The following is a 26,718-nucleotide window of genomic DNA, read 5'->3' as shown; positions in this document are numbered from 1 at the left end:
TCAGACGACAACGGAATACCTCATGACAACCGCTCTGCGCCTCGCCATCGATATTGGCGGCACTTTTACCGACACGGTCCTCGTCTCGGGTGATGAGACGATACTGGCCTCTACCAAAACCCTGACCACCCACCGGAACCCGGCAGAAGGCGCACTGGAGGGCGCACGGCGCGTCATGGCGCAGGCTGGCCGGTCGCTGAATGATGTCACCGGATTTATTCACGGAACCACTCTGGCGACCAACGCGCTGATCGAACGGCGCGGGGCGGTCGTGACCACGGTCTGCACCGAAGGGTTCCGCGATATTCTCGATATCGGGTACGAGCGTCGGTATTCCCAATACGACATTAACCTTGAAAAGCCGGACATGCTGGTGCCGCGCGAACGCTCGTTGACCATAGGCGAACGCATGTCGGCAGAAGGCAAGGTGCTGATTGAACTGGATGAAGGGAAAGTAGACCGGTTGCTGGCCGAGATTGACGCCAGCGGGGCCGAGGCGGTGGCCATCTGCCTGATGCACTCTTACGCCAACCCGACCCACGAACGGCGCTTGCGCGATCTTCTGGCGCGACACCGCCCCGGCTTGACCGTCTCGATCTCGTCCGATGTCAGCCCCGAAGCGCGTGAATTTGACCGGCTCTGCACCACTGTGGCCAACGCCTATATTCAACCGTTGATGGAAAACTATCTGACCCGGTTTGTGGATCAGTTCACGGCCGAGGGCGTAACCTGTCCGATCCTGATGATGACGGCAGGCGGCGGTATGTGCACGATCGGCACCGCCACGCGCTTCCCCATTCGTCTGGTGGAATCCGGCCCCGCCGGTGGGGCCATTCTGGCCGCCCGTATCGCCGCGCGTGCCGGGTTGGACCAAGTCCTGTCCTTTGACGTCGGTGGCACAACTGCCAAGCTCTGCCTGATCGACAAGGCGCGCCCCCAGACATCGCGCTCATTCGAAATCGCCCGCGCAGCGCGGTTCATCAAGGGGTCGGGAATGCCGGTGCGCATTCCGGTGATCGAGATGATTGAAATCGGTGCTGGCGGCGGTTCGATCGCGGGTGTTGACCGTCTCGGGCGTCTGACGGTCGGGCCAAAATCGGCAGGCTCGGAGCCCGGTCCGGTCGCTTTCATGCGCGGTGGCGTCGATCCGACCGTGACCGACAGCGACATCACTCTGGGCTATATCGTGCCCGACACCTTTGCCGAGGGGCATATCCAGCTTGACCCCGATGAGGCAAAGGCCGCCCTGAGACGTGTGATCGGGGACAAACTGGGGCTGGATGCAACAGGTGCGGCAGATGGGGTCAGCCGCATCGTTGTCGAAAGCATGGCCAGCGCCGGGCGGATGCATGCGGTCGAAAGCGGCAAGGACCTTGGCCCGCGCACCATGATTGCCTTTGGTGGCAACGGGCCGCTGCATGCCACCCGCGTCGCCCGGTCCGCCGGGGTGTCGCGTATCGTGATCCCGCCCAATCCCGGTGTCGGTTCGGCGGTTGGGTTCCTGTTTGCCCCGGTATCCTTCGAAATCGTCCGCTCGCGCTATTCTCTGCTCGACAGCATGGACATGGACGGGGTGAACGCCCTGTTCGATACGATGATTGCCGAAGCAAAAGAGGTCGTCGCCCAAGGGGCAGGGGATGCACCCACCGAAACCCTGCGCACCGCCTTTATGCGCTATAGCGGGCAAGGGCATGAGGTCGAGATTACCTTGCCGGACCGCGCCCTCACACGCCGGGATATCGCCCCGCTGACGGCCGCATTCGAAGAGGAATACCGCAAACAATTCTCACGCCCTGTGCCGGGGATGAAGATCGAGGTTCTCAACTGGGCCGTTCGCGTTGCCACCCCGGACAAAGCGGTGCCCACAGTGTCGGAAACGCCGGGCAAAACCGCATTTCAGGTCACGCAGACGCGCCCCATCACCTGTGATCTGGATGGCACGGTAAAACAGGCCGCCTTTCTCGCCCGCGCCGATATGCGCCCCGGTGACCATGTGGCAGGCCCCGCGCTGATCCATGAACCGCAAACAACCACACTCGTTTCCGCCGATTTCTCGGCCCAGATGGACGCAATCGGCAACCTTGTCCTGATACAGGACCAGAAAGGAGGCGCATGATGACCGCTGATCTGTCCCCCGCCCTTCTGCAAGTGATGTGGAACCGCCTGCTGGCTGTGGTCGAAGAACAGGGCCAGACCCTGATCCGCGCGGCTTTCTCGCCCATCGTGCGCGAATGCGGCGACATTTCCGCCGGGATATTCGACGTGAATGGCCGGATGCTGGCGCAGGCCGTGACCGGAACACCTGGCCATATCAATACCATGGCCGAGGCCGTGCTGCACCTGCGCGCCCGTTTCGCGGTGCAGGATATGCGCCCCGGCGACATCTACATGACGAACGACCCTTGGCTGGCCTCGGGGCATCTGAACGACTTCCTGCTGATGATGCCCGCGTTCAAGGACGGCAGGGTGGTGGGCTTTACCTCCTGCACCTCGCATCTGGTGGATCTGGGCGGTCTGGGCATGGGGCCTGAAGGCTCGGACATCTATGACGAAGGCCTGCTGATCCCGCCTTGCAAACTGGTCGAGGCCGGAACGCCCAATGCGCTGCTGATGGATATCATCCGCGCCAACTCGCGCGAGCCTGTGGCCAATGAGGGCGACATCTACGCCCTGATCGCCTGTTGCGAGGCCGGGGTGAACCGCCTTGTTGCGATGATGGAGGAGTTCGGGATCGATGATCTGGACAGGCTTGGCACATATATCATCGACACCTCGCGTAAAGGTGCGTTGCAGGCCATCGCCGAGGTGCCCGAAGGCGTGTACAAAAACGTGCTGCGCATGGACGGCTATGAGGCCGAGCTGGAGCTGCACGCGACACTCACCGTCACCAAAGAGGGGATGCATGTCGATTTCACGGGCACGTCCGGGTGTTCTAAAAAGGGCATCAACGTGCCTTTGAACTATGCCACCGCCTATACGGTCTTTGCCCTGCGTTGCATCGTCGGGCCGGATATCCCGAACAACGCGGGCTCGCTGGAACCTTTCACGGTGGACGGCCCCAAGGGTTGCATCCTGAACGCCCAGCATCCGGTGCCAGTGGCCATGCGGCATACGCTGGGGCAGGTCACACCGGATCTGGTTCTGGGCTGCCTGCATCAGGCGCTGCCCGATCAGGTGCCCGCCGAAGGGGCGTCGTGCATGTTCGACCTGCCAATGCGCCACGCGCCCGAAGTGGCGGCGAATGGCGGGCGCGAATTTGCCATCGAACCCGTTCACAATGGCGGTACCGGGGCGCGGCCCCACGCGGATGGCCTGTCTGCGACAGCCTACCCTTCGGGGGTGTTCGGCTCGCAGGTCGAAATAACCGAAAGTGTCGCACCGGTGATCATGTGGCGACGCGAATTGTTGGCCGACTCGGGCGGCGCAGGCCAGTTCAGGGGCGGATTGGGTCAGCGGATCGAGATGACGTCCGCGAACGATGCCCCCTTCATCGTCTTCCTGTCGGTCGAACGTCTGAAATTCCCGGCTCTGGGTCGTATGGGCGGCCTGCCCGGCGCGCCGGGACGTATCCGGTTTCGCGATGGCGGCGGCGACATTCCGGGCAAGGGCGAGCTACGTGTGGAAAGCGGCGATTACCTGATCTTTGACACCCCCGGCGGCGGCGGCTTTGGCGATCCGGCCGTGCGCGACCCAAAGGCGCTGGCGCTGGACCTCAGGCGCGGGCTGGTCACAGAAGAAGGGGCCAAAGCCTATGGAGGTGCCTCATGATCCGCGCAGTTGATCACATTCGTGCCATGGCGGCCTATGCGCTGGCCGATCTGGGCGCGTCGGACACTGTATCTCTGGCCCAGAATGAAAGCGCCTTTCCGGTCAGCCCTGCCGCAACTGCTGCGGGGCAGGCGGCACTGCACCGGATGCCGCTTTATCCTGATCCCGACTGGTCGGACCTGCGCGCGGCCATCGCTCAGGCGCACGGGGTACCAGCCGACAACATCCTGTGCGGTGCCGGATCGATGGAGTTGATCGGCTGCCTGATCCGCGCCTATTCAGGGCCGGGCGACCATGTATTGGGCACGGATTACGGCTATGCCTATGTGGCCTCAGCCACGGCGCAGGTGCGGGCAGACTATGTAAAAGCGCGCGAGGTTGATCTGACCGTCTCGGTCGATGACATTCTGGCCGCTGTCACGCCTGATACCCGGATCGTCTTTGTCTGCAACCCCGGCAACCCGACCGGCACCCTGATCCCGAACGCCGAGATCATCCGCCTGCGCAACACCCTGCCCGGGAACGTGCTGCTGGTGGTCGATCAGGCCTATGCCGAATTCGCCGATCGCGATCACGACCCGGCTGAAATCTTTGCCCTCGTTGCACGTGGGGATACCGTGGTCATACGCACCTTCTCAAAGGCTTACGGTCTGGCGGGCGCGCGCGTGGGTTGGGGTCTTTTCCCGTCAGAGGTTGCGATTGAGCTGCGAAAGCTGCTCAACCCCAACAACGTATCAACCCCCTCTCAGGCCATGGCAACAGCAGCGATGCAGGATCAGCCCCACATGCGCGACACGGTTGCCAGAACTGCCGCCATCCGGGATCGCTTTGCCGATGGGTGCCGAGCGCTGGGATTATCTGTTCCGCGCAGCCACACCAATTTTGTCCTGATCCGCTTTGCCGATGCCGCGACGGCGCAAAAAGCGGATGCCGCGTTGCGCAAAGCGGGTTTGCTCATGCGCGGAATGGGCGGCTATGGCCTCGCGGATTGCCTGCGCGCCACGATCTGCGACACGGCAGTGATGGAGCGCTGCCTGACTGTTCTGAAAGAGGTGACGTCATGACCTTTGAAACCCGGACACGGGCCAAAATCGGGGTGCTGGTGCCCTTTACCAACACCAATCTCGAAGCTGACATGATGCTGATGCGCTGCCCGGACACGACGGTGCATTTTCAGCGAATGGGTGGCTATGACGTGGATGAGATCCCCGGATCGGATCAGATGGCGGGTCTGGGGGCCTCGGATATCGGCCACGACCTCAAGATGATCTCGGGCGTTCGGCCCGATGTGGTGCTCTATGGCTGTACCTCGGCCACGCTGACCCATGGCCCGTCCTTTGACCACCAGCTGGCGCAGGACATCAGGGCCGCGTCGGGGGCCGTGTGTATTACCGCCGCAGGGGCGCTTGTTGCTGCGATCCATGCGCTCGGCGTGTCCCGGGTCGGTTTTTCTTCGCCCTATCTGGGCGAGATCAACACGCAGGCCATGGATTTTCTGACGCAGAACCGGATCACAACGGTGAATTGCGCCGATATCGGCCGCGAGCTGGGCAATTACGGGCAGGGCGAGCTGACCCCGGACGAGGTTTTCGACCTTGCCATGCAGGCCGACCACCCAAAGGCCGAGGCCATCATACTCAGCTGCACCGACATGCGCGCAGTCGAGGCCATAGACCGGATCGAAGCGGCCCTTGATAAACCTGTTGTGACGTCCAATCAGGCCATGATGTTTGCCCTGATGCGGGCGCTTGACCTGCCAAGGCACAGAAATGTTCCGGGGCGGTTGTTTGATCTGCTATAGCCTTGGGTTAGGCAAAAGCATGGAACCCGCCCCGGTCGGCTGCCCGCATCAAAGGCGGGAGCGCACCGGCATATGGGGCGGGTATTCCAGCCCACCCAACGCGCCGTGTCGCAGACGTGACTGTATTTACGTCGCAAAAGAACAAGATACCGCGCCTTCTACGCCATAGTCGGAATAAGGACCGCTCGGGATTGAAGCACATGTTGAACCAGCCGCACAGTCACGGGAAATTTGGCCTGCCCCGCGGGGAAACCATCTTAGGCTTGTCTGAAACATCATACGTTCACAAAACACAAAGGTGCCGCTTTTCATGAGCCAAATTTCGGAAAATCTGCTGAACCGGATCCGCGACCGTTTTGCCCAGATCGATCACTGCCCCGAACAGGGCGAGCGGATATTTTTCGAAAACGCCGGTGGGGCTTTGACACTGAAATCCGTGCTGGACAGCTCGGCGCGTCACGCCGCAATTCCCGACAATCAGGGGCGTGACAATCCGGGGTCTCATGCTCTGGTTTCCACGATCAACGCGGCCAAGGCCGATATGCGGGATTTCATGAATGCACCCAGTGGTCAGTTCTTTGTGGGTGAAAGCGGCACCGAACTTCTGTTCCGGCTGATCATGAACGCCTGTCTCGGAACCGGTCCGGGGATTGTGCTGGGGTCGACACTGGAGCACCCCGCCACACGGTCAGCCTGTGATCGTTGGGCTCGCATCGCCGGGCAGACCCATGTGCTGGTGCCCCACGATGACGATACCGGCACCGTGACTGCCGACGCCTATGCTGCGGCCGTAACCCCCGACACCAAAGTGGCGACAATCCTGCACACCTCACCGGTGACGGGCATGGGCGTCGATGTGGCCGCTGTTTCGCAGGCGATCCGCGCCGTGGCGCCAGACTGTTTCATCATTGTCGATGGCATCCAGCACGCCGCCCATGGCCAGATCGACCTCAGCGCGTATGACGTCGACGGCTACGTGATCTCGCCCTACAAGGTGTTTTCGCGCCATGGCTACGGCGTTGCGTGGATTTCCGACCGGCTGACGCGGCTTGAACACAATGCCCTGTTGGACGGTCCGGCAGATAACTGGGAAATGGGCACGCGCGATACAGGGGCCTATGCGACCATGTCCGACGTTGTGTCTTACTTCGAATGGCTTGGCAGTCAGGTCAGCGACGCCACCGACCGGCGTGCCAGATTTCTGGCAGCGGGCGAAGCCATCCACGCGCAGGAAAAGGCACTGACCGACGCGATGATCCACGGCACCGGCAACCTGAGCGGTCTGGCCGAGATGGAGAAGGTCACCATTCTGGGCGGTGCCGACAACCCCGCACGCGAAGGGCTGGTGTCGCTGCGCGTGCAGGGCGTGGCCTCGGCGGATGTCGTCAAACGGCTGAACGATGAGGGTATTCGCACCCATTTGCGCAAGGCCGACCATTACTCTGGCAACATATTGACACCGCTGGGTTATGACGCCTGCGTCCGGGTCTCGATGTGCCACTACAACTCGATCGGCGAAGTCGCCAGATTTCTGGCTGTCATGAAAGAAATCGCCGCCTGAGCTGCGGCGGACCAAGGGACAAGCACTCATGAAAACCCATGCACAAGCTGTCGTGATCGGAGGGGGCCTTGCCGGCTGTTCGATCCTGTACCATCTGGCCAAGCTTGGCTGGACCGACGTTGTCCTACTGGAACGGAACGAGTTGACCTCCGGCTCGACCTGGCACGCAGCGGCGAATATCCACGGGCTGCACGACAACAACAACATCACCCGCATCCAGCACTATACGATGAATCTGTATAAACAGCTGGAACAGGAAACCGGCCAAAGCTGCGGCGTATTCCAGCCCGGCTCGCTCTATCTGGCCCAGACCGAAGAGCGTGAGCACCAGCTGCGCCTGCAAGAGGCGAAAGCCCGGTTTTATGGTCTGAACTTCTACGAAGTCAGCCGTGAAGAAGCCAAGGAACTGCACCCGCTGGCGCAGTTCGATGACATCCGCTGCATCATGTACGAACCCGATGGCGGCAATGTCGACCCGTCGGGCGTGCCGCACGCCTATGCCGCCGGGGCCCGCGCCATGGGGGCCACCATCGAACGGTTCTGCCCGGTGACAGGCACCGAACAACAGCCCGACGGCAGCTGGATCGTGCGCACGCCCAAAGGCGACATTCACACGCAATGGGTTGTCAACGCCGCCGGTCTCTGGGGCCGCGAGGTAGCGGCGCTGGCGGGTCTGACCCTGCCGCTGCAACCGACCGAGCATCAGTATTTCGTGACCGAAAGCATCGACGAGGTCGCCAGTCTGGGCCGTCGTTTGCCCTCGATCGCTGACCGCGACGGCGAATATTACTTCCGGCAGGAAGGCAACGGCCTTCTGATCGGAGCTTATGAGAAAGATATGAAGTTCTGGGCCGAGGACGGCACGCCGCTCGACTTCGCGCATGATTTGTTCCCCGACGATCTGGACCGGATCATGGAAAACGTCATCCGCGCCACCGAACGCGTGCCAGTTGCGGCCACTGCCGGGGTGAAACGCGTGATCAACGGCCCGATGATCTGGTCGCCCGACGCCAACATGCTCTGGGGGCCGGTGCCCGAGCTGAAGAACTATTTCCTCTGCGGCGGTCTGATCCCCGGCTTCTCGCAATCCGGGGGCTTGGGTCTGCTGGCGGCGCAATGGATGATCGAGGGCGAGCCGCAATATGACATGTTCGCCTGGGATCTGGCCCGGTTTGGCGACTGGGCCGACAAGGCATTCACCAAGGCCCGTGTTCAGGATGCGTACACCCACCGCTTCAAGATTCATTTCCCCAACGAGGAACGCAGCGCAGGCCGTCCGGCCCGTGTGCGCCCCGCCTATGAGATGCAGAAGCAGATGGGCTGCGTCTTTGGCCTCAATTGCGGCTGGGAACATCCGCTCTGGTTCGCCGATGAACCGGAGGTGGAAGAGACCACCGGTTTTACCCGCCAGAACTGGTGGGAGCCCGTAGGCCGTGAGGTGCAGATGCTGCGTGACAGCGTGGGCGTGATCGATATCTCGAACTTCGCCAATTACGTGATCAAGGGCCCCGGTGCCCATGACTGGCTGGACCGTCTGGTGGCCAATCGGGTGCCCACCGAAGTGGGGCGCAGCTGTCTGACGCCACTGATCTCGGTTCGCGGTGGCGTGGCGGGCGATTTCACCATCACCAAGCTGGCCGAGGATGAATACATGATGATCGGGTCGGGCATGGCCGAACGCTATCATCAGCGCTTCTTTCAAATGGTGGAAATGCCCGAGGGCACCACGCTTGAGGTCGCCACCGACCGCGTCGCGGGGTTCAACATCGCAGGCCCCAGGTCACGCGAAGCGCTGGCACGCCTGACCAATGCCGATCTGTCGAACGAGGCGTTCCGCTTCATGCGGTCGCAGAAAATCACGGTCGCCGGCGTCGAATGCGTGGCCATCCGGGTCAGCTTTACCGGCGATCTGGGCTGGGAACTGCACTGCGCCGAGGGGGATCAGGTGGTGCTCTACACCGCCTTGCTTGAGGCCGCCAAAGACTGTGGTGGCGGTCCGGTGGGTGGGCGCGCGCTGGGGGCGCTGCGGATCGAAAAGGGCTATGGCTCGTGGGGTCGAGAGTATTCTCAGGAATACTGGCCGCAAGAGGTCGGGCTGGCCGGCCTGATCAAGCTGGACAAGGATTTCCTGCACAAAAACGCCTATCTGTCCATCAAGGACAACCCCGCGCGCGAGGTGCTGTCCGTCTTCGAACTGGATGTGACCGAAGATGCCGACGCAACCGGGGGTGAGCCGATCTTTACCCCCGACGGCGCGCCCGTGGGTCGTGTCACGTCGGGGGCGTTCGGCTATTCGGTCGGGAAATCGCTGGCGCTGGGGTTCCGCAACCCAAACACGGCACAGCCGGGCGATGAGGTGGTCATTCAGGTCATCGGCAAACCACACAAGGCGCGCATACTGGCCGAGGCACCGTTTGACCCGACAGGCGCCAGACTGCGGTGTTAACGCTCAAAACCCGTCTACAGGCAGGCAAGGCCAATAAGACGCTCCAAAAGATGTCTCGTCTCAGCCCTTCAGGCGACTTCATCTTTTTCCAAATACTCCCGCCGGAGGCGCCCGAACTCACCCACCAGCGCATTGCGGGCGCCACTCTTGCGCCACCGGGTCACAAATGCGCAGGCAGTCCACCGCGCGTGCAGCGATCTGGGACACGATATCCATCAGGGTGTCGGGCTTCAGATAAAACGCAGGAACCGGGGGCAGGATGATGGCCCCCATTTCTGCCGCCGCCGTCATGTTGCGCAAATGGGCCAGCGTCAGCGGTGCTTCGCGTGTCAGTAAAACCAACGGCCTGCGTTCCTTGAGCTGAACACTGGCGGCGCGCGTCAGCAGGTTATCGTCCAGCCCATGCGCAATCGCGGCAAGCGTTCGCATGGAACAGGGCGCAACGATCATGCCGGATACCGGAACCGACCCGGACGCAATGCTGGCACCGATATCGGCGCTCGGGTGATGCCGCGTCACCAGTTGCCGCAGGTTTGGCAAAGCGTCCGGGCCGCATTCCTGCGCAAGGGTCCGCATCCCGGCTGCGCTGACCACAAGATCGGTCTCGATATCCGATGACGCCAGACACCGGGCCACGGCAAGGCCCAACGCCGCGCCCGACGCACCGGATACCCCCAGAACAACACGGGTGTTTGTCATGCTCTCAGCTCCGGCATCAATCGGTTTACAAGGTCTTCCGCAAAGGCGTGATCTCCATCCGCAGTGTGCATCACCGTCCCCCATTCCCGCTGCGTTTCACTGCCCAGTTTCGTCGTGGCGTCGATGCCGATTTTTCCGGCCAGACCGGGTTCGGGCGATGCGAAATCCAGATAATCCATAGGTGTCCTGTCCAGCACCATCACATCCCGGCCCGGGTCCATGCGTGTGGCAAGCGCCCAGGCAATATCCTCCCAGTTTCGCGGATCGATATCCGCATCGACCGCGATGATCATTTTCGTATAGCTGAATTGCGGAAGCATTCCCCACAGGGCCATCATTACGCGCCGGGCCTGCCCCGGATATCGTTTGTCGATGGCAACGATTGCCATACGATAGGAACAGGCGGCGGGCGGCAGCCAAAGATCGTGGATTTCGGGGATCTGCGCACGGATGGTCGGCAGGGCCAGGCGGTTGAACACCTCGCCAATGATCGACGGCTCGTCCGGTGGCCGCCCGGTATAGGTCGAAAGATACAGCGGCGTGTCCCGATGGGTGACAGCGCTGACCTGCATCACCGGAAAGGGCTCAGCCGGGTTGTAATAGCCGGTGTGATCCCCAAAAGGCCCCTCGGGGGCGGTTTCGCTTGGTGAAACCCAACCTTCCAGAACAATCTCGGCATCTGCAGGGACCAGCAGGGGGATGGTTCTGGCCGGGATCAGATGTGGGCGCTTCTGGTTCAGGGCACCGGCAAATGTCAGCTCGGATACCGCCTCTGGCAAGGGCAAGGCCGCCGACAACAGCGTCGCGGGGTTTGCGCCCAGCACAATGGCGACGGGCATCTTTTCGGCGCACCTCGCCCAGCTTCGGTGATGCGCCGCGCCGCCGCGATGGGGCAGCCAGCGCATGATGACACGGTTCCGGTCCAGCACCTGAATGCGGTAAACCCCCGCGTTATAGCCTTGCGCCGCGTTGGGATCGCTGCCGTAGGGCCGGGTAAGGACCACGGGCCATGTGATCAGCGGCCCGACATCACCGGGCCAGTGCGTCTGGACCGGCAGCGCTGTCAGGTCCACATCCGCCCCGCTGTGGCAGACGCTTTGAACCGGGGCAGTTCTGACCAGTTTCGGCCGGGTCGACAGGGCCGCCTTCAGCATCGGCCATCTGGCCAGCGCGTCCCGCACCCCGTCCGGCGGCGTCGGGGCTCGCAGCGCGGCCAGAAAGGCGCCCAGATCGTCCAGCCCGTCGGGTGTGACACCCAGCCCGGCAGCAACCCGCTCTGCCGTTCCGAACAGGTTGACGACGACCGGGGTATCGAGCCGATCAGTGGACACGTCTGTCGGGTGGTCAAATTGCAGAACCGGTCCGCCCGCCTCAAGCACGGAGCGGTGAACAGCGGTCATCTGGTGGCGCACGGAAACCGGATCAGGGATGCGCCTGAACTGTCCGGTGTCCTCGCACCATTTCAGAAAATGCCGTAGGCTGGGATATTGCGGCAGGGTGCGAATGGGGCTGCTCCGACAGTGGTTTCCACCCTCTAGCAACGAAAGCGAGGCGTCGAATTGACAACCGTCAAGTCACCCCTGTTGCGATCGCCCTAGGAAGGCATCCAAGGTCACAACGTTGAGACAGCAGGAGGTCTCGTTGCCCGTTCCTCAGAACCCGATACCGCGCTGCCCGGCGGCTTTGGCGGTCACGCTTCGGATAGCCCCGCTTGCCCCCTTGTCGCTGTCGCTGACGGTCTTCACGCGCCGGATCGCAAAGAAAAACCCGGAAATGTTTCAACGGCTTGGCGCATACGGAAGATCAGTTTTCGTTCTTGATCCGACCGATCTGCCTGTTGTCCTGCTGCTGAATCCGAATGGCGGTGCCCCAAAGGTGACACTGACCCGGCGCGGCGGGACAGGGGTTGCGCGTATTTCCGGCCCTCTGGCGGCCCTTCTTGGGCTGGTTCACGGTGCGTTTGACGGCGATGCGCTGTTCTTCTCACGTGATCTGGTGATCGAGGGCGATACGGCCGCAGCGCTGGCCCTGCGCAATGCAATCGACGACGCGGAACTGGACCTCGCGCACGAGGCCGCAGCCCTCTCCGGCCCGCTTGCGCGCCCGCTCAAGCAGCTCATCGCGTTGGTGGAACGTCGAACCGGCCTGTACCTGACCCGACCGGAAGACGCTGTACTATGGTAATGGAAATCGTCTGCCCGGCAGGAACGCCCGCCGCTTTGCGCGCAGCCGTCAAGGCCGGGGCGCATACGGTCTATTGCGGCTTCAATGATGAAACCAATGCGCGCAACTTTCCCGGTCTGAACTTTGACCGGGCCGAAATGCGCGCGGGCGTTGCCTTTGCCCATGACCACGGGGCCAGGGTGCTGGTTGCGATCAACACGTTTCCCCGCGCCGGCAACGAAGCAATCTGGCACCGCGCCGTGGCCGATGCGGAAACCTGCGGCGTGGATGCCGTGATCCTCGCCGATATTGGGTTGCTGGATTATGCCGCGTGCAATCATCCGGGGCTGCGCAGGCACCTGTCCGTGCAGGCCGCAGCCGCAAATGCCGATGTGATCAACTTCTATTCCGAAACCTTCGGTGTCAAACGCGTGGTCCTGCCGCGCGTGCTGTCGATTCCCGAAATCGCTGCCATCAACGCTGAAACGGATGTCGAGACCGAGGTTTTTGTGTTCGGCGGGCTCTGTGTGATGGCCGAAGGTCGCTGTTCGCTGTCCTCTTATGCCACCGGGCTGTCTCCGAACATGAATGGCGTCTGTTCGCCCGCCAGCCATGTTGAATACCAGAACGACAAGGGCGCGTTGAACACCCGTCTGGGTGGCTACCTGATCCACCGGGTCGAACGAAACCAGCCTGCACCCTATCCGACACTGTGCAAAGGGTGCTTTTCCGCAGGTGAAAAGACGGGCCACCTGTTCGAAGACCCCGTCAGCCTGAACGCGGAACGGCTGATCCCGCAATTGCAGAAGGCCGGTGTTACCGCGCTGAAGATCGAAGGGCGCCAGCGTTCGAAATCCTACGTCGCGCAGGTGGTTCGGAATTTCCGCGCCGCTGTCGACGCGCTTGAGGCCGGACGCCCTCTGCCCGAGGGGATGCTGGCCCGTTTGTCCGAAGGCCAGGCCATGACAACCGGCGCCTACAAAAAAACCTGGAGATAGCGCGATGGAACTGACCGTTGGCCCCAACCAGTTTTTCTGGCCCGCCGAGAACTGGACTTCCTTTTATGAGGATCTGGCCCAAACCCCCGTCGACCGCATCGTGCTGGGTGAGCTGGTTTGCTCCAAGCGCCTGCCGTTTTATCAGGACCGGATTCCCGACGCGATTGCCCGGCTGGTTGAGGCTGGCAAACAGGTTGCGCTGACCAGTCTTGCACTGGTGACGCTCAGGCGTGAACGCAAGCTGACCGCCGATCTGGCGGATCTGGGCGTCACGGTCGAGATCAACGATCTGACCGCGCTGGCGCATCTGCCCGAAAACACCGATTTCGATGTCGGACCGCTGATCAATGTCTATAACGAAGGCACATTGGAATGGCTGGCGACACGCGGGGCGCGTCGCATATGCCTGCCGCCGGAACTGCCAATCGCCTCGGTCAGGGTTCTGGCACAGGCCGCCGCCCGTCTGGGTGTCGCGGTCGAGGTTTGGGGCCATGGTCGCCTGCCGCTGGCCATCTCCGGCCGGTGTTACCACGCGCGCCTGCATGGGCGCAGCAAAGACAACTGCCAGTTTGCCTGTGAAAACGATCCCGACGGGCTGGATGTGCTGACCGGGGATGGACAGCCGTTCATGGCCATGAACGGCGTGCAGACCCTGTCAGACAGCTATGCCTGCACGGATCATCAGGTCGAGTTGCTGCAAAGCGCGGGCGTCTCGGCCCTGCGACTGTCGCCGCAATCTCAGGGGTTCCCAAGGCTGTGTGCCCTCTACCGACAGCGGCTGGATGGTCAGCTTGGCAGGGGCGATCTGGAACATGCGCTGCGCGCCGCCGATCCCGGTATAAGGCTAAGCGATGGGTTCCTGACCGGCGCATCCGGTGCTGAATGGTCGGGTTCGGCACGCGTGTCCACCGAAGCGGCACGCTGATCATTCTGGAAAAGTCCGGCATCCGTGGGCGAATGTTTGAGGCGACCAGAGGAAGCGATCCGAAACATCCACGGATCGTCCTGCGCAGTCAGGTGGTCACTGGCAGACGTTGCCGCACCAGTTCGGCCCACAGGTTTGCCCCCAATGGCAGCAGCGCGTCGTTGAAATCATAATCGTCCGCGTGCAGGGGGCGGCCATTCGACCCCTCGGTTCCATTGCCGATCAGCAGAAAACACCCCGGAACCGCAGCCGCAAATTCCGCGAAATCCTCGGAAAACGACATGGCAGTCCGGTCGCCGTCAACCTCAAGGCCCAGCGTTTTTGCTGCTGAAACCACATGGGTTGCGGCGTCGGCATCGTTGATTGCCTCGATGAATTCGGTCCGGATTTCCACCGTCACCGCGACACCATGGCTTTCCGCCAGGCCCGCCGCGATCTGCCGCATATGGTTTTCAATCCGCGCGCGGTCATCGGGGGACATCGCCCGTGCGTCCCCTTTCAACACTGTTCGACCCGGCAGGACGTTGCGCTGCCCATCGGTGATGAACTCGGTCACGGAAACGACCGCGCCAGACAATGGGGCAAGCTTTCGCGAAACGATGGTTTGCAAGGCCAGAACAAGCTCTGCTGCGGGCGTGATTGTCTCGCGCCCGACATGGGGCATCGAGGCATGGCCGCCCTGACCGGTGATGGTGATCTCGAATAGGCTTTCGCTGCAACAAATGACACCGGCGCGGGTTGAAACCCGCCCGACGGGTTCGCCCGGCAGATTGTGCGCGCCATAGATTTCGTCAATCGGAAAATCCCGCAGGACGCCTTCCTCAATCATCGCCCGCGCGCCCAGCCCGTGCTCCTCGTTGGGCTGGAACAGGAAGACAACGGTGCCGTCAAAGCCCTGATCCCTGGCCAAAAGCTCGGCCGCGCCCAGCAGCATCGTCGTATGGCCGTCATGGCCGCAGGCATGCATCACGCCCGGGTTCCGAGACTTGTAGGCAAAGCTGTTGGCTTCGGTAATGGGCAGCGCGTCGAAATCCGCGCGCAGACCGATGGACCGGTTGCCATGGCCCGCGCGCAGAACACCAACAACGCCGACACCTTCATGCACCTCGATGCCAAGGCTTCTCAGGTGATCGGCGATCCGGGCCTTGGTCCAGTCCTCCTGAAAGCCAAGCTCGGGGTTACGGTGAAACTCATGCCGCAGGGCGCGCAGGTTTTCGGAAAAACTCGTCATGGCAACACTCCTTCATCCTGCTTTCTTGCGCCCTTGCTACAGGATTTTGCAATCTCGCTCAAAGATCGGTTCCGATTGATGCAAGTTGTCCCCGGATGAGCGCCCTGAACAGTTTCGATCCTGTGAACCCACACACCTCAAGACGGGCAGGTCTGTAAACCATTCTGCGCCTACATCCCGTTGCGGGGGATGACATAAGACTGTTCGTCCTCAAAGATCAGATCGTCACCCGACCACGCCTTTAGGCGCGCGGTCAGGTGAAATTCGGTCGCTGTCGCCGTTTGTTCGGAACAGGTCCAGATCTTGGCTGACCAACCCTCGCGGTCGAAACCGGCGGTTTGCTCCATTGTGGCCACTGCCGACAACGGATCACCCGGCTGGATGGTGTAGCGTCGATCCGACATATCGCTCAGCACCGTGCCGATATCGTCAAGGCGAATATCGCCCACCGGCCCAAAGACACCCCCGTCAAGGAAATACCTGTGTGTCACCGCGCCATTGGTCAGATCGGTGTGAACCGAACGCTCCATCGAGCCGGAGCGAACGTTCGTCTTCCGCGGGGCGACGTCGGAACCCTGAGGTTCCGGCAGCGGGCGTGGGGCTGGCGCGTCATCTCGCTGGCTGCGCGTGGGCAGGATCAGCCGCGACGTGCCGGGTCGGATCGTCAGCGTAACCGGCTCCGGCGCTGGCCACAGAACCGGCCAATAGGCAGACGCGATTTGCAGAACGATGCGATGACCCGCCAATACCCGATAACCGGTTCCATAAAGCGGGACAGTCACGTGCAAATCTTCGCCGGGTGTAATCGGTGTCGGTTCAGTGTCGCTGATCCGGTGCGTCAGGTTGCAGAACCCGCGTGCAATCAGCGTCTGTGCGCCGTCCGGGGCCTCATCCACCAGCAGGGCCGCAACAAAGCCCTGCGCCCGATCGGCAGAAACTGTCAGGTCTACCGAGGGCTGGCCCAGAATATCTATGGGCTTTTCCAAGGGCTTTGCTTTGAATTGCAGCGCCCCTGCGGCCTCGATCCGGCAATCTGCTGCCATATCTCCGGGTATTGCAAAGGAACACATGTCGCCCGCTGCGGCCCCGAAATTCTGTGGCGAACAGACCGACATCTCCCCGCCCGACCCGGTGGAGGCGTCCAGCGTTCCGTCATTCAGCCACAAGGGCTGGTCCTTGACATTTGGCGATGGCCAGCTCGGCTCTTCGATCCACCGCCCCTCGCGGTGTACATGAGTTCCGGACGGGGCGGCACTGTCTTGCAGGAAAAACCGCAGCGGCGGCTCGTCCATCAGGCCGGTGTCGATCCCCTTCAGCCAATGGTCCCAGAACCGGATTACCTCGCCGACGAAATCGACCCGGGGCCCCGGCACCCCTTCTTGCGGATACAGATGCGCCCAGGGGCCCATCAGGATCTTGACCGGCCCGCTCAGGTGTTCCGCGATGCGGAACGGCGTGTCGCGATACAGGTCCATCCATCCGCCAAAGAAATACACCGGCACATCGACATCCGCATAGTTTTCGCAGATCGAGCCGCGCCGCCACATGTCATCATGGGTCTGATGTTCCAGCCACATGGCGGGCCAGAATTCGACCCCCTCCAACCGTGCGCGCCACATGTCGATCCAGCGATCCGCGCCCACAATCTCGGGGTCGGGCGGCATGGCATTGTACAGCTGCATGATCGAGCCCCACCAGAAATTGTCATTGGCCAGACAGCCGCCGTAAAAGTGAATATCCTCGCGCCAGCGGTCATCCGTTCCCATCACCGGCGCAATCGCCTTCAGCGCAGGCGGGCGGGTCGCGGCCACCTGAAAGGCGTTATACGCCCCCCAGCTTTTGCCGAACATTCCGACATTTCCGTCGCACCAGTCCTGATCGGCAATCCACTGGATGATGTCGTGCCCATCCTGAATCTCCTGATGCGAATACTCGTCTTCGGGAATCCCGTCGCTGTCGCCATAACCGCGGATATCTACCCGGATCGACGCATAGCCCGCCGCGGCGAAATGCGGATGCATGCTTTCATCTCGCATCCGGGTGCGATCCCGGCGGCGATAGGGGATGTATTCCATAACACAGGGAACAGGCGTTGTTCGCGCCGATCCGGGCAGCCAAAGCCGGGCCGCAAGTTTTGCGCCGTCCGGCATGGGAATCCAAACGGTTTCGATGACCTCTGTGTTGCTCATGTCCGGTCCTTTGACTGACTGTCAGGTGAAAGGCTGCTTGTGGTGTGCTTCATTGATCTCACCACCGAAGCCCCAAGCGCAGCGCATCATAAATGGCGGCATGCGTGTTGCGCGATGAAACGGCATCGCCGATCCGGTACAGATCAAACCCCGCCTCTGGGACAGATTGCGGAAACACGGGGCCGGACCCGCTAACCAGCGCTTCATAATCCACGGCGCCCAGGTTGCGCGACAGCGGTTTCAGGTCGAAGTACAGATCATCCAGCGGCAAAACACCCTGATTGACAACCACCTGATCATACAGGCGCTTTTCTGTCAGGTCCGAGTAATCCGTTCCAATGGCTGCCTCCAGCTGATTGCCTGATCGCACCAGTGATTTCAGCGTCCGGGCGACTGTGAACACGGCTCCGGTCTTTTGCAGGGCCCGCATGTAGGGCACCAGGTTCATTCCCATGATTTCGGGGGCAAAACTTCGGTCGCGGGTCATGATTTCTACCCGCCCGCCCGCTTTTGCGATAGCCTCAGCCGCCATCAGGGCCGGGTGATCCCCCGCATCGTCATAGATAAGGACATTGTCGCCGGGGCGCACATCACCGGTCAGGATATCCCAGGCAGTAACCGCCAGATCGTTACCCGCCTCCAGAACCGTCACCTCGGGCAACCCGCCGGTTGCGATCACCACCATGTCCGGCGCAAGCGCGGTTACAGCATCGGCGTCCGCAAAGGTGTTGAACCGAAATGTCACGTCGCGCGCCGCGCATTGGGCCATGCGCCAGTCGATGATCCCGATCATCTCGGCCCGGCGTCGGGATTGCGCGGTCAGCCGCACCTGACCGCCGGGTTCGGGCGCGGCCTCAAGAACGGTGACGTCATGCCCGCGCTCGGCCGCAACCCGCGCGGCCTCAAGCCCGCCGGGGCCTGCGCCCACAATCACCGCGCGGCGGCGCGTTTCAGCGGCGGGGATCACATGCGGCATCGACAATTCGCGCCCGGTGGCCGGGTTGTGGATGCACAGCGCCTCACCCGCCTGATAAATGCGGTCAAGACAATAGGTGGCGCCAACGCAAGGCCGGATGTCCTCTTCCCGTCCGGCCCGGATTTTGGCAACGATCATCGGATCGGCCATATGTGCGCGGGTCATGCCGACCATGTCCAGCAGGCCCGAGGCCACCGCATGCCGTGCCGTTGCCACATCGGGAATGCGCGCGGCGTGAAAGGTCGGCATCCCAACCTCGGCCCTCACGCGCCCGGCGAAATCCAGATGGGGTGCGCTTTTCATGCCCTGAACCGGGATCACGTCCGTCATGGCCGGGTCGGTATGAATACGCCCGCGAATAATGTTCAGGAAATCGACCTGACCACTGTCACGCAGCCTTCGGGCAATCTCCAGCCCTTCCGCTTCGGTGATGCCGCCCTTTTCCACCTCGTCGGCGGTGTAACGGACCCCTATGATGAAATCGCGCCCGACGCGGTCGCGGATTGCATCCAGAACCATGAAGCCAAAGCGCAACCGGTTGTCCAGATTGCCCCCAAAAGGCGCGTCCATCCGATTGGTCATCGGCGACCAGAACTGATCGATCAGATGGCCATAGGCCTGCAATTCAATTCCATCCAGCCCGGCGGCCTGCATCCGTTCGGCAGCATCGGCGTAATCGGTCACAATCCGCGCGATGTCGAAATCTTCCATCTTCTTGGCAAAGGCCCGGTGCGCCGGTTCCCGGTCGTGCGACGGCGACAGGGATGGCAGCCAGTCACCCTTGTTCCAGCCCGTGCGCCGCCCCAGATGGGTCAGCTGGATCATCACCGCACAGCCATGGGCATGGCAGGCATCCGTCAGCTCCGCCATCCAGCGGACCACCTCGTCCTTGTAAGCTAGGATATTGTTGAACGCAGGCGGGCTGTCGCGGCTGACAACGGCCGACCCCGCCGTCATGGTCATCGCAACCCCCGCTTTGGCCCGCACCTCGTGATAGGCACGATAACGTTCCGTCGGCATCCCATCTTCGGGATAGGCGGGTTCGTGACTGGTCGTCATGATCCGGTTCTTCAGCGTCAGGTGCTTTAGCTGATAAGGTTGCAGCAAGGCATCGCGGCTCATGATAGCGCCTCGTGATCGGTTTGAGTGCGCAAGGCGGCAACAGGGTCGGATGACATGCGGCTCTCCGGTTGTCTGGGGGCAAGAGGTGAGGGTCTTTGCTGATTGAAATCAAACTGGAATTGCCAAGTCAAACTTGTTTTCAATCAGACGTTTTCGACCCATTTTCCTCATGCCTTACGCCCGAGTGGACAGGACAAGCGTGGCCGCGCGCACCCGGTTGGCGCATGCCTTCGGTGAACAAATTCTCTTGCGGGGTGCCACGCGCAAACAGGCGGCGAGGCCGGGCTCAGGGCACGTCGGAATGAACGCTCAGCAGGGTTTCCAGAAACAGCTTGGCCGCACGTGTCGGATCCGGATGTTTCCGTGTCACCGCCGCAAAGCGCGTTCTGTATTTGATTTCCTGCGGCATCACCTGCCTCATAAGCCCCTGTTCGACAAATTCCTGCGCCAGATGGTCCGGAAGAAAGCCCAGATAGCTGCCTGACAGAATAAGAATTGCAAGGGCCTGTTCGTTCTGCACTTTGGCAGCGCGCCGAAACCCCAGTTGCTGGCCATAGATCAGGTTGGGCGAGTTCACGTTCAGACCCGCATAGTTGTACGCCTGAATGTCCCGCAAACTCAGCGTGTCAGCGGACTGGCTGAACAACGGATTGTCCTGCCCGCAATACAGAAACATGTTTTCCCCATAAAGTGGCGCATAATGCAGGCTTGCCGAGGGGCGGTGCAGGGCGATGATCCCGACATCCAGCTGCCCGCTGATAACCATGGTCTCAATGACGTTGGGCGGTTCGATCGACAACTCGATCTGGATGGCAGGGGCGGCTTCGTTGAACCTGTGAATGGCGCGGGCAAGGCGCGCTTCTGGGTTCGTGGTACACTGATCGAACAACGCCACGCGGATACTTCCTGCCAGTTGCTGCTTGATCTCGTTGACTTCGGTTCTGAACTGAGAAACCGAAATCAGCAGGTCTTCTGTCGCGGCCAGCACTTTTTCGCCGTCTTCAGTCAGGGAAAAACCCGCCGGGCCACGGTTGCACAGCTTCAAATCCAGCCGAAGCTCCAGATCCGATATGTGTTTCGAGATTGTTGACTTCCCGATGTTGAGCTCATTTTCCGCCGCTGAAAACCCTCCGCTTTCCGCAACGGTTTTGAAAACCCGAAGAAGGCGGATGTCCGTGTCCCCGATGCGGGTGGCCAGTGGGTTTTGTCTCATATTATAAGTTCGACATTTGTGAAACCTTTCACGCAAATATTAACAACGACGAAACCATGTTGGCAAGATAGCCTCTTGTGGCCGAGGCAGAATCGGACTGGCCACCTTCTCCCCAGGCCATCGCGCACCTCGAAACACGACAAATGGGAGGACATCCATGTCATTTATCAAAAAGCTTGGCACCATCAGCGCCGCCGTTTCCGTTGCTGCACTGATGGTTGCGGGCACGGCTGATGCGAAGAACTTCAAGATCGCGGTGGGCGATAGCGCAGGAAGCGCACAGGAAGCTCTGGGCATCGCCTTCGTCAAGGCGCTGGAAGAGAAATCGGGCGGTGCCCACACCGCAACGCTGTTTCTGAACGGTCAGCTGGGGTCCGAACAGGACACCGTGAACGAGGCAGCGATCGGCACGCTGGATATGTCGCTGCTGGCGATCAACAACATCACGCCGTTCTCGCCTTCGGTCGGTGTTTTCACGCTGCCTTACGTGATCCTCAGCCTGGAAGATGCCGAAAAGCTGACCCAGGGCCCAATCGGTCAGGAACTGGTCGAAAACACCATCCGTGATGCCGGAGTACGCATCATCGGCTGGACCTATACCGGTTTCCGCCGCCTGACCAACTCGAAAAAACCGGTCAAATCGGTTGCTGACCTTCAGGATCTGGTCATCCGCGTTCCCAAGAACGAGATCATGATCGAAACCTACAAGGCATGGGGTATCAACCCGACGCCGATGGCATGGTCGGAAACCTTCACCGGTCTGCAAACCAAGGTGGTCGACGGGCAGGACAACCCTTACCTGACCATCAACGCGATGAAGTTCTACGAGGTTCAGGACCATGTCACCAACCTGCGCTACATCTTCTCGATTGAACCGCTGATCGTTTCAGAAGCGGTCTTCCAGGACCTGTCCGCAGAAGATCAGGCAATCCTCCTTGAAGCAGGACAGGAAGCCACCCTGGCATCCGCACAATTCCTGCGGGATTCCGAGGCCGCCATCAAGGAAGAGCTGACCGCCAAAGGCATGGAGATCATCGATCCCGAAAACGACGAAGCCGAGTTCATCGAACTGGCAACAGGTGCCGTTTGGCCCCAGTTCTACGACTCCATCGGTGGCGTCGAAAAACTGAACACCGTTCTGGAAGCCATCGGCCGCGAGCCGGTGCAGCAATAATCGCCGCAGAGCGATACCGGGAAGAGCGCCACGGCGCTCTTCTCATCTCAGGGAGGAGTGAAACCACATGTTCTGGAAATTTCTGGACAACATAGAAAGTGTCATCTGCCGGATACTCTTATCCGGCTTTGTCTGCCTTTTGTTCGTGCAGATCATCGCGCGCGAGGTCTTCGGCTTTTCGGTCAGCTGGATCGAAGAACTCTCGGTCTACATGTTCGTATGGTTCGTCTATTTCGGTGCAAGTTACGCCGCCCTGAAAGGGGCGCATAACCGCGTGACGTTCCAGTTCAAATTCCTGCCTGACGGGTCGATCAAATATGTCGAAGCCTTTGCCGACCTCTTCTGGCTCTTCTTCAATGTCTACTTCCTCTATCTGGCGACAGACTTTGTTTTCAACAAGATGAACAAGTTCTGGAAATCCCAGACACTGGGCATCGAGATGAAGTATATCTACATGGTGCTGCCCATCGCATTTGCGCTGATGACCTTCCGCATCATTCAGGTGAATTACCTCCGCCTTGTCAAAGGCGAGGACATTCACGATCCCGACCAGATCGATCTGGACGAGATCAAGGCCGCTGCCGAAGCGGCCAAAGACCACTGAGACCGGGAGGGGTAACCATGGAATCCGAAATCGTCACGGTCCTGTTTGGATCATTTCTGTTCTTGCTGCTCATTGGCGCGCCGATCACGGTGGCGCTGGGTGTCGCGTCGCTGATCTCGTTTCTCTATCTGGGCGACAACCCGATCAAATTCGTGCAGATCGCCTTTACATCCGTGGGCTCGTTCCCGCTGATGGCGCTGCCAGCCTTTATCCTTGCCGGGGCCCTGATGGAGGCCGCCGGTATCTCAAAACGCCTGATCAACGTTGCCGAAAGTCTGGCCGGTCCCTTCACCGGTGGTATTTCGGCGGCAACGGTCATGGCCTGCCTGTTCTTTGGTGCAATTTCGGGCTCGGGCCCGGCAACAACCGCGGCTGTTGGGATGCTGATGATCCCGGCAATGATTGACCGCGGCTATGAGCGCGGCTATGCCTCGGCGATCACTGCGTCCTCTGGCGGCCTCGGGATTATCATTCCTCCCTCCATCCCGATGGTGATCTTCGGCATTGCCGCGCTCGGTATGGCCCCGCCGCCCGAAGCGGTCGAGAAATTCGGCACCTTCCAGTCGGTTTCGATTTCGAAACTGTTCATTGCCGGGTTCGTACCCGCCTTCCTGATCGCCACAAGCCTGCTGATCCTGAACTATTTCATGTCGAAAAAGCGTGGCTACAAAGGTGTCGCCGAGGGCTGGTCGATCCGCAATGTCGGGTGCGAGATGTATCGCGGGTTCTGGTCGCTGATGGCTCCGCTGGTGATCCTGGGCGGTATCTATACCGGCTTCTTCACCCCGACCGAGGCTGCAATCGTCGCGATCTTCTACACCCTGTTCGTGGGTGTTGTCATCTATCGCGAACTGACCTGGCAGTCGCTGTTCCAGTCGCTTGAAGCCACCACATGGCTAACCGGCCGCGTTCTGCTGATCCTGTTCACAGCAACGGTGTTTGGTCGTCTGCTGGTGGAAAACCAGATCCCGGCAATCATCGCAGAAGGGATGCTCAGCTTTACCGACAACCTCTATGTGATCTGGGCGCTGATCATCTTCTTCCTGCTGTTCGTCGGCATGTTCATGGAAACACTGGCCACCATCCTGATCCTTGTTCCGGTGATGCTGCCGGTGGCCTATTCGGTGGGTATTGACCCGATCCATTTTGGCGTGGTGATGGTCTGTACGCTGGGCATCGGGTTCCAGACCCCGCCGCTGGGCGAGAACCTGTTCATCGCATCCGGTATCTCGAACATCTCGATCGAACAGATCTCGCTGCGCGCGCTGCCTTTTGCGGCTGCAAACACGGTGGCGATCTTCGTTATCGCCTTCTTCCCTGAACTGTCGCTGTGGCTCCCACGGCTGTTTGGCTACTGATCTGAAAGGATGACGACATGAAACAGATGGTCACCAACATCCTGTTTGCCACCGACCTGTCCGAAAACTCGGGTCACGCCATGCGCCATGCCGCCAGCATCGCGCAGGCCACCGGGGCGGAGATTCACGTGCTGCATGTGAATGAACCCCTGTCGGAGGATGCCAAGATCACGATGGAAATATTCATCATGAACGAAGAGACCCGCAAGACCGCGATTGAGCGTCGTCACGAGATGGTGCGCAAGGTTCTGGCCGAACGCCAAGCCAAGTTCTGGGCGCAGTTCGACGGCGACGACGGGAAAATTCGCGATCAGGTTACCTCGGTTGAGGTGACTGATGGCCATCCGGCCGAAGTGATCCTGCGCCGCTCGGTCGAACTGGGCTGTGATCTGATCGTGCTGGGCGCGCATGATCACGGCTTTTCGCACACCTTTCTGGGCACGGTCGCAAAACGCGTTTTGCGGCGCTCGAGGATCCCGACACTGATCGTTCCGAACCCGGACGAAATGTAACAACCCCACTGACAAGGAAGTACAAAATGAACAAAACCCTGACCGCGCAGGACCTGGCGGATACGTTTGACGCGTTTAACCGCCACGACATCGACGGCGTGATGACCCACTTCGCCGACGACTGCGTGTTCTACACCGTGGCCGGTGACGAGAAATACGGCAACAAGGTTGAAGGTGCCGCCGCCATCGCCGCCGCGTTTTCGGGCGTCTGGGCAGGCATGAAAGACGCCCATTGGGATCATCACAGCCACTTTGTCCACGGTGATCGTGCGGTGTCCGAGTGGACCTTCTCGGGAACCGATGCAAACGGTATGCGGATCGAAGCTGAAGGTGCGGATCTGTTCACCGTTCGTGACGGTAAAATTGTTGTAAAACAGGCGCTTCGCAAAACGCGCCCAATGTTCAAAGCCTGATCCGCCGCCCTGCGCGCAGCCTCGGAGAAAAACAAGAATGGTGGATAACAGCATCCCGCGTCACTGGCCCAAGGCCAGCTATGACCCTAAATATGACCCGATCATTGATGCGGGTCCGGGTCACAATCGCGACCACGCGCCCACATATTGGATTGGAACGGCCGGAACACCTCCGGCCGATGATGGACCTGTGTCCAGCGATATGGATGCAGATGTGGTGGTGATCGGATCGGGGTATACCGGCCTGTCCACCGCCATCCATCTTGCCAAGGAACATGGCATTCAAGCCGTTGTTTTAGAAGCAAATACCGTCTCCTGGGGCTGCTCCACCCGCAACGGCGGGCAGGCCCAGATCTCATCCGGGCGGCTCAAGCGGTCGCAATGGATCGAACGGTGGGGAACGGACGTGGCCAAGCGCATGCATGCCGAGGTCACTGAAGCGTTTCAGCTGTTCAACGATCTGATTGCGACCGACGATATCGATTGCGACCCCCAGCCGGGTGGCCACTACTACATCGCGCATCGCGACAAGGTCATGCCGTCCCTCAAGAAAGAGAGCAAGCTGCTCAACGATGTGTTCGGCTATGGCTCGCGCATCCTCTCCCAGGAAGAACTGCACGAAAAGCACGTGCGCGATATGGAGGCCGCAGGTGCCATGTGGGAACCTGACGGGACCTGCATCCATGCGGGTAAACTGGCGTTCGGCTACGTCAACATGGCGCGTCGTCTGGGGGTGAAAATTCACACTGGCAGCCCGGTCATGGGATGGCAGACGAAGAGCGGCGTGCATCACCTGCGCACACCGGGCGGCATCGTCCGCGCCAAAACCGTGGCGTTGGCAACCGCGGGCTATACCCCACCGGGTCTGAACACGCGCACAAAGCACCGCCTGATGCCTATCTTGTCGAACTCGATGGTGACACGGCCGCTGACCCAGGCCGAACTGGATGAGTGTGGCATTCAGACCAAATCACCCCTGACGGACACCCGCACCTTGCGCCACTACTATCGTTTATTGCCCGACAACCGGATGCAGATCGGCAGCCGCAGCGCGGTAACGGGGCGGGATGCCGAGAACGAAAGACATCTGGAGCTTCTGAAAAAGGGTCTTGCCCGAAAGTTCCCGGCGCTGACGGATATCAACCTCGATTACTCGTGGTGGGGCTGGGTCGATGTCAGCCACGATATGATGCCGCGTATCTTTCAACCAGACCCGCAACAGCGCGTGTTCTACGCGATGGGATATGGTGGCAACGGCGTGATGTACTCGGCTCAGGCCGGGCGTCGTATGGCACAGCTGATCGCGGGCAAGAAAGACAAGGCCTTTGCCCTGCCGATCTTCACGTCCCCGCTGCCCAGCCATGGCATCCTGACACCCTTCCGCCGCCTCGGCCAGCGCATAGCCTATGTCGGCTATTACCTCAGAGACGAAATACTCTAATTTACCAACGCTTTGGCGTTCTGAAGATAAGGAAACACCCCTATGAAGATGACGACGGAAGAGGCCTTTGTTAAGGTTTTGCAGATGCATGGTATTGAACATGCGTTTGGGATCATTGGCTCTG

21 protein-coding genes are annotated in these 26,718 nt (G+C 60.7%); 15 read left to right on the top strand and 6 right to left on the bottom strand.

The window, feature by feature from the left end:
- The first annotated feature begins 22 nt into the window (after window positions 1-22).
- The 6 genes from ACR0J7_RS18890 (at window position 23) to ACR0J7_RS18865 (ending at window position 9,576) form a co-directional block, all read left to right on the top strand.
- Window positions 23-2,116 (top strand): hydantoinase/oxoprolinase family protein, encoded by a 2,094-nt coding sequence (locus ACR0J7_RS18890; protein WP_480915248.1) that lies wholly within the window; start codon window positions 23-25, stop codon window positions 2,114-2,116.
- Entirely contained in the window at window positions 2,116-3,768 is a 1,653-nt protein-coding gene (locus ACR0J7_RS18885) for a hydantoinase B/oxoprolinase family protein (protein WP_480915246.1), read from the top strand. The genes ACR0J7_RS18890 and ACR0J7_RS18885 overlap by 1 nt, the downstream gene beginning before the upstream one ends.
- A complete protein-coding gene (locus ACR0J7_RS18880; RefSeq protein ID WP_480915244.1) occupies window positions 3,765-4,832 on the top strand; it encodes a pyridoxal phosphate-dependent aminotransferase in 1,068 nt (355 codons plus the stop codon). Before ACR0J7_RS18885 ends, ACR0J7_RS18880 begins: the two co-directional genes overlap by 4 nt.
- A complete protein-coding gene (locus ACR0J7_RS18875) occupies window positions 4,829-5,569 on the top strand; it encodes a maleate cis-trans isomerase family protein (protein ID WP_480915242.1) in 741 nt (246 codons plus the stop codon). Before ACR0J7_RS18880 ends, ACR0J7_RS18875 begins: the two co-directional genes overlap by 4 nt.
- Window positions 5,570-5,879: 310 nt before the next feature.
- Window positions 5,880-7,130 (top strand): aminotransferase class V-fold PLP-dependent enzyme, encoded by a 1,251-nt coding sequence (locus ACR0J7_RS18870; protein WP_480915240.1) that lies wholly within the window; start codon window positions 5,880-5,882, stop codon window positions 7,128-7,130.
- Window positions 7,131-7,158: 28 nt separating this feature from the next.
- Window positions 7,159-9,576 (top strand): GcvT family protein, encoded by a 2,418-nt coding sequence (locus ACR0J7_RS18865; RefSeq protein WP_480915238.1) that lies wholly within the window; start codon window positions 7,159-7,161, stop codon window positions 9,574-9,576.
- Window positions 9,577-9,693: 117 nt separating this feature from the next.
- Here the strand turns inward: ACR0J7_RS18865 and ACR0J7_RS18860 are convergent, their stop codons facing one another.
- Together ACR0J7_RS18860 and ACR0J7_RS18855 are read right to left on the bottom strand one after the other, a co-directional pair.
- Window positions 9,694-10,275, bottom strand: coding sequence for a UbiX family flavin prenyltransferase (locus tag ACR0J7_RS18860; RefSeq protein ID WP_480915236.1), 582 nt, complete (start codon window positions 10,273-10,275; stop codon window positions 9,694-9,696).
- Window positions 10,272-11,780: a UbiD family decarboxylase gene (locus tag ACR0J7_RS18855; RefSeq protein ID WP_480901029.1), complete on the bottom strand. Its 1,509-nt coding sequence runs from the start codon at window positions 11,778-11,780 to the stop codon at window positions 10,272-10,274. The genes ACR0J7_RS18860 and ACR0J7_RS18855 overlap by 4 nt, the downstream gene beginning before the upstream one ends.
- Before the next feature lie 136 nt (window positions 11,781-11,916).
- Between ACR0J7_RS18855 and ubiT the strand changes: the two genes are divergently transcribed.
- Genes ubiT through ubiV form a run of 3 tightly spaced genes read left to right on the top strand, consistent with a single transcriptional unit; the run spans window position 11,917 to window position 14,361 of the window.
- The gene (gene ubiT / locus ACR0J7_RS18850) at window positions 11,917-12,459 is read left to right on the top strand and encodes a ubiquinone anaerobic biosynthesis accessory factor UbiT (RefSeq protein ID WP_480915234.1); all 543 of its coding nucleotides are present in this window, start codon (window positions 11,917-11,919) and stop codon (window positions 12,457-12,459) included.
- On the top strand, window positions 12,459-13,436 hold the full coding sequence (gene ubiU, locus ACR0J7_RS18845) for a ubiquinone anaerobic biosynthesis protein UbiU (protein ID WP_480915259.1): 978 nt from the start codon (window positions 12,459-12,461) through the stop codon (window positions 13,434-13,436). The genes ubiT and ubiU overlap by 1 nt, the downstream gene beginning before the upstream one ends.
- Window positions 13,437-13,440: 4 nt before the next feature.
- Entirely contained in the window at window positions 13,441-14,361 is a 921-nt protein-coding gene (gene ubiV, locus ACR0J7_RS18840; RefSeq protein ID WP_480915232.1) for a ubiquinone anaerobic biosynthesis protein UbiV, read from the top strand.
- 88 nt (window positions 14,362-14,449) lie between these two features.
- Here ubiV and ACR0J7_RS18835 read toward each other — a convergent pair whose 3' ends face one another.
- From ACR0J7_RS18835 to ACR0J7_RS18820, 4 genes are all read right to left on the bottom strand, one after another.
- Window positions 14,450-15,592, bottom strand: a complete 1,143-nt coding sequence (locus ACR0J7_RS18835) for an amidohydrolase (protein ID WP_480477513.1) — start codon at window positions 15,590-15,592, stop codon at window positions 14,450-14,452.
- Between the two features lie 170 nt (window positions 15,593-15,762).
- Window positions 15,763-17,781: a CocE/NonD family hydrolase gene (locus tag ACR0J7_RS18830; protein WP_480915230.1), complete on the bottom strand. Its 2,019-nt coding sequence runs from the start codon at window positions 17,779-17,781 to the stop codon at window positions 15,763-15,765.
- A 58-nt stretch (window positions 17,782-17,839) separates the two neighbouring features.
- Window positions 17,840-19,879: an oxidoreductase gene (locus tag ACR0J7_RS18825; RefSeq protein WP_480484810.1), complete on the bottom strand. Its 2,040-nt coding sequence runs from the start codon at window positions 19,877-19,879 to the stop codon at window positions 17,840-17,842.
- 286 nt (window positions 19,880-20,165) lie between these two features.
- A complete protein-coding gene (locus ACR0J7_RS18820) occupies window positions 20,166-21,092 on the bottom strand; it encodes a LysR family transcriptional regulator (RefSeq protein ID WP_480508719.1) in 927 nt (308 codons plus the stop codon).
- Between the two features lie 157 nt (window positions 21,093-21,249).
- Between ACR0J7_RS18820 and ACR0J7_RS18815 the strand changes: the two genes are divergently transcribed.
- The 6 genes from ACR0J7_RS18815 to ACR0J7_RS18790 all read left to right on the top strand — a co-directional run bounded on the left by ACR0J7_RS18815 (window position 21,250) and on the right by ACR0J7_RS18790 (window position 26,594).
- On the top strand, window positions 21,250-22,266 hold the full coding sequence (locus tag ACR0J7_RS18815; RefSeq protein ID WP_267366014.1) for a TRAP transporter substrate-binding protein: 1,017 nt from the start codon (window positions 21,250-21,252) through the stop codon (window positions 22,264-22,266).
- Window positions 22,267-22,333: 67 nt separating this feature from the next.
- A complete protein-coding gene (locus ACR0J7_RS18810) occupies window positions 22,334-22,870 on the top strand; it encodes a TRAP transporter small permease (RefSeq protein ID WP_209599380.1) in 537 nt (178 codons plus the stop codon).
- 17 nt (window positions 22,871-22,887) lie between these two features.
- Window positions 22,888-24,228: a TRAP transporter large permease gene (locus tag ACR0J7_RS18805; protein WP_267366013.1), complete on the top strand. Its 1,341-nt coding sequence runs from the start codon at window positions 22,888-22,890 to the stop codon at window positions 24,226-24,228.
- A gap of 17 nt (window positions 24,229-24,245) precedes the next feature.
- On the top strand, window positions 24,246-24,740 hold the full coding sequence (locus tag ACR0J7_RS18800; RefSeq protein WP_209507926.1) for a universal stress protein: 495 nt from the start codon (window positions 24,246-24,248) through the stop codon (window positions 24,738-24,740).
- 26 nt (window positions 24,741-24,766) lie between these two features.
- Window positions 24,767-25,153 carry a nuclear transport factor 2 family protein gene (locus ACR0J7_RS18795; RefSeq protein ID WP_480488946.1) on the top strand — a complete coding sequence of 129 codons (387 nt, stop codon included), beginning with the start codon at window positions 24,767-24,769 and terminating at the stop codon, window positions 25,151-25,153.
- A gap of 37 nt (window positions 25,154-25,190) precedes the next feature.
- Window positions 25,191-26,594, top strand: a complete 1,404-nt coding sequence (locus ACR0J7_RS18790; RefSeq protein WP_480915228.1) for an NAD(P)/FAD-dependent oxidoreductase — start codon at window positions 25,191-25,193, stop codon at window positions 26,592-26,594.
- Window positions 26,595-26,718: the final 124 nt, after the last annotated feature.

The organism is Ruegeria sp. O4, assembly GCF_056535125.1.
The sequence above is the reverse complement of the archived record's forward strand: the minus strand, read 5'-3'. Positions and strand labels throughout refer to the sequence as shown.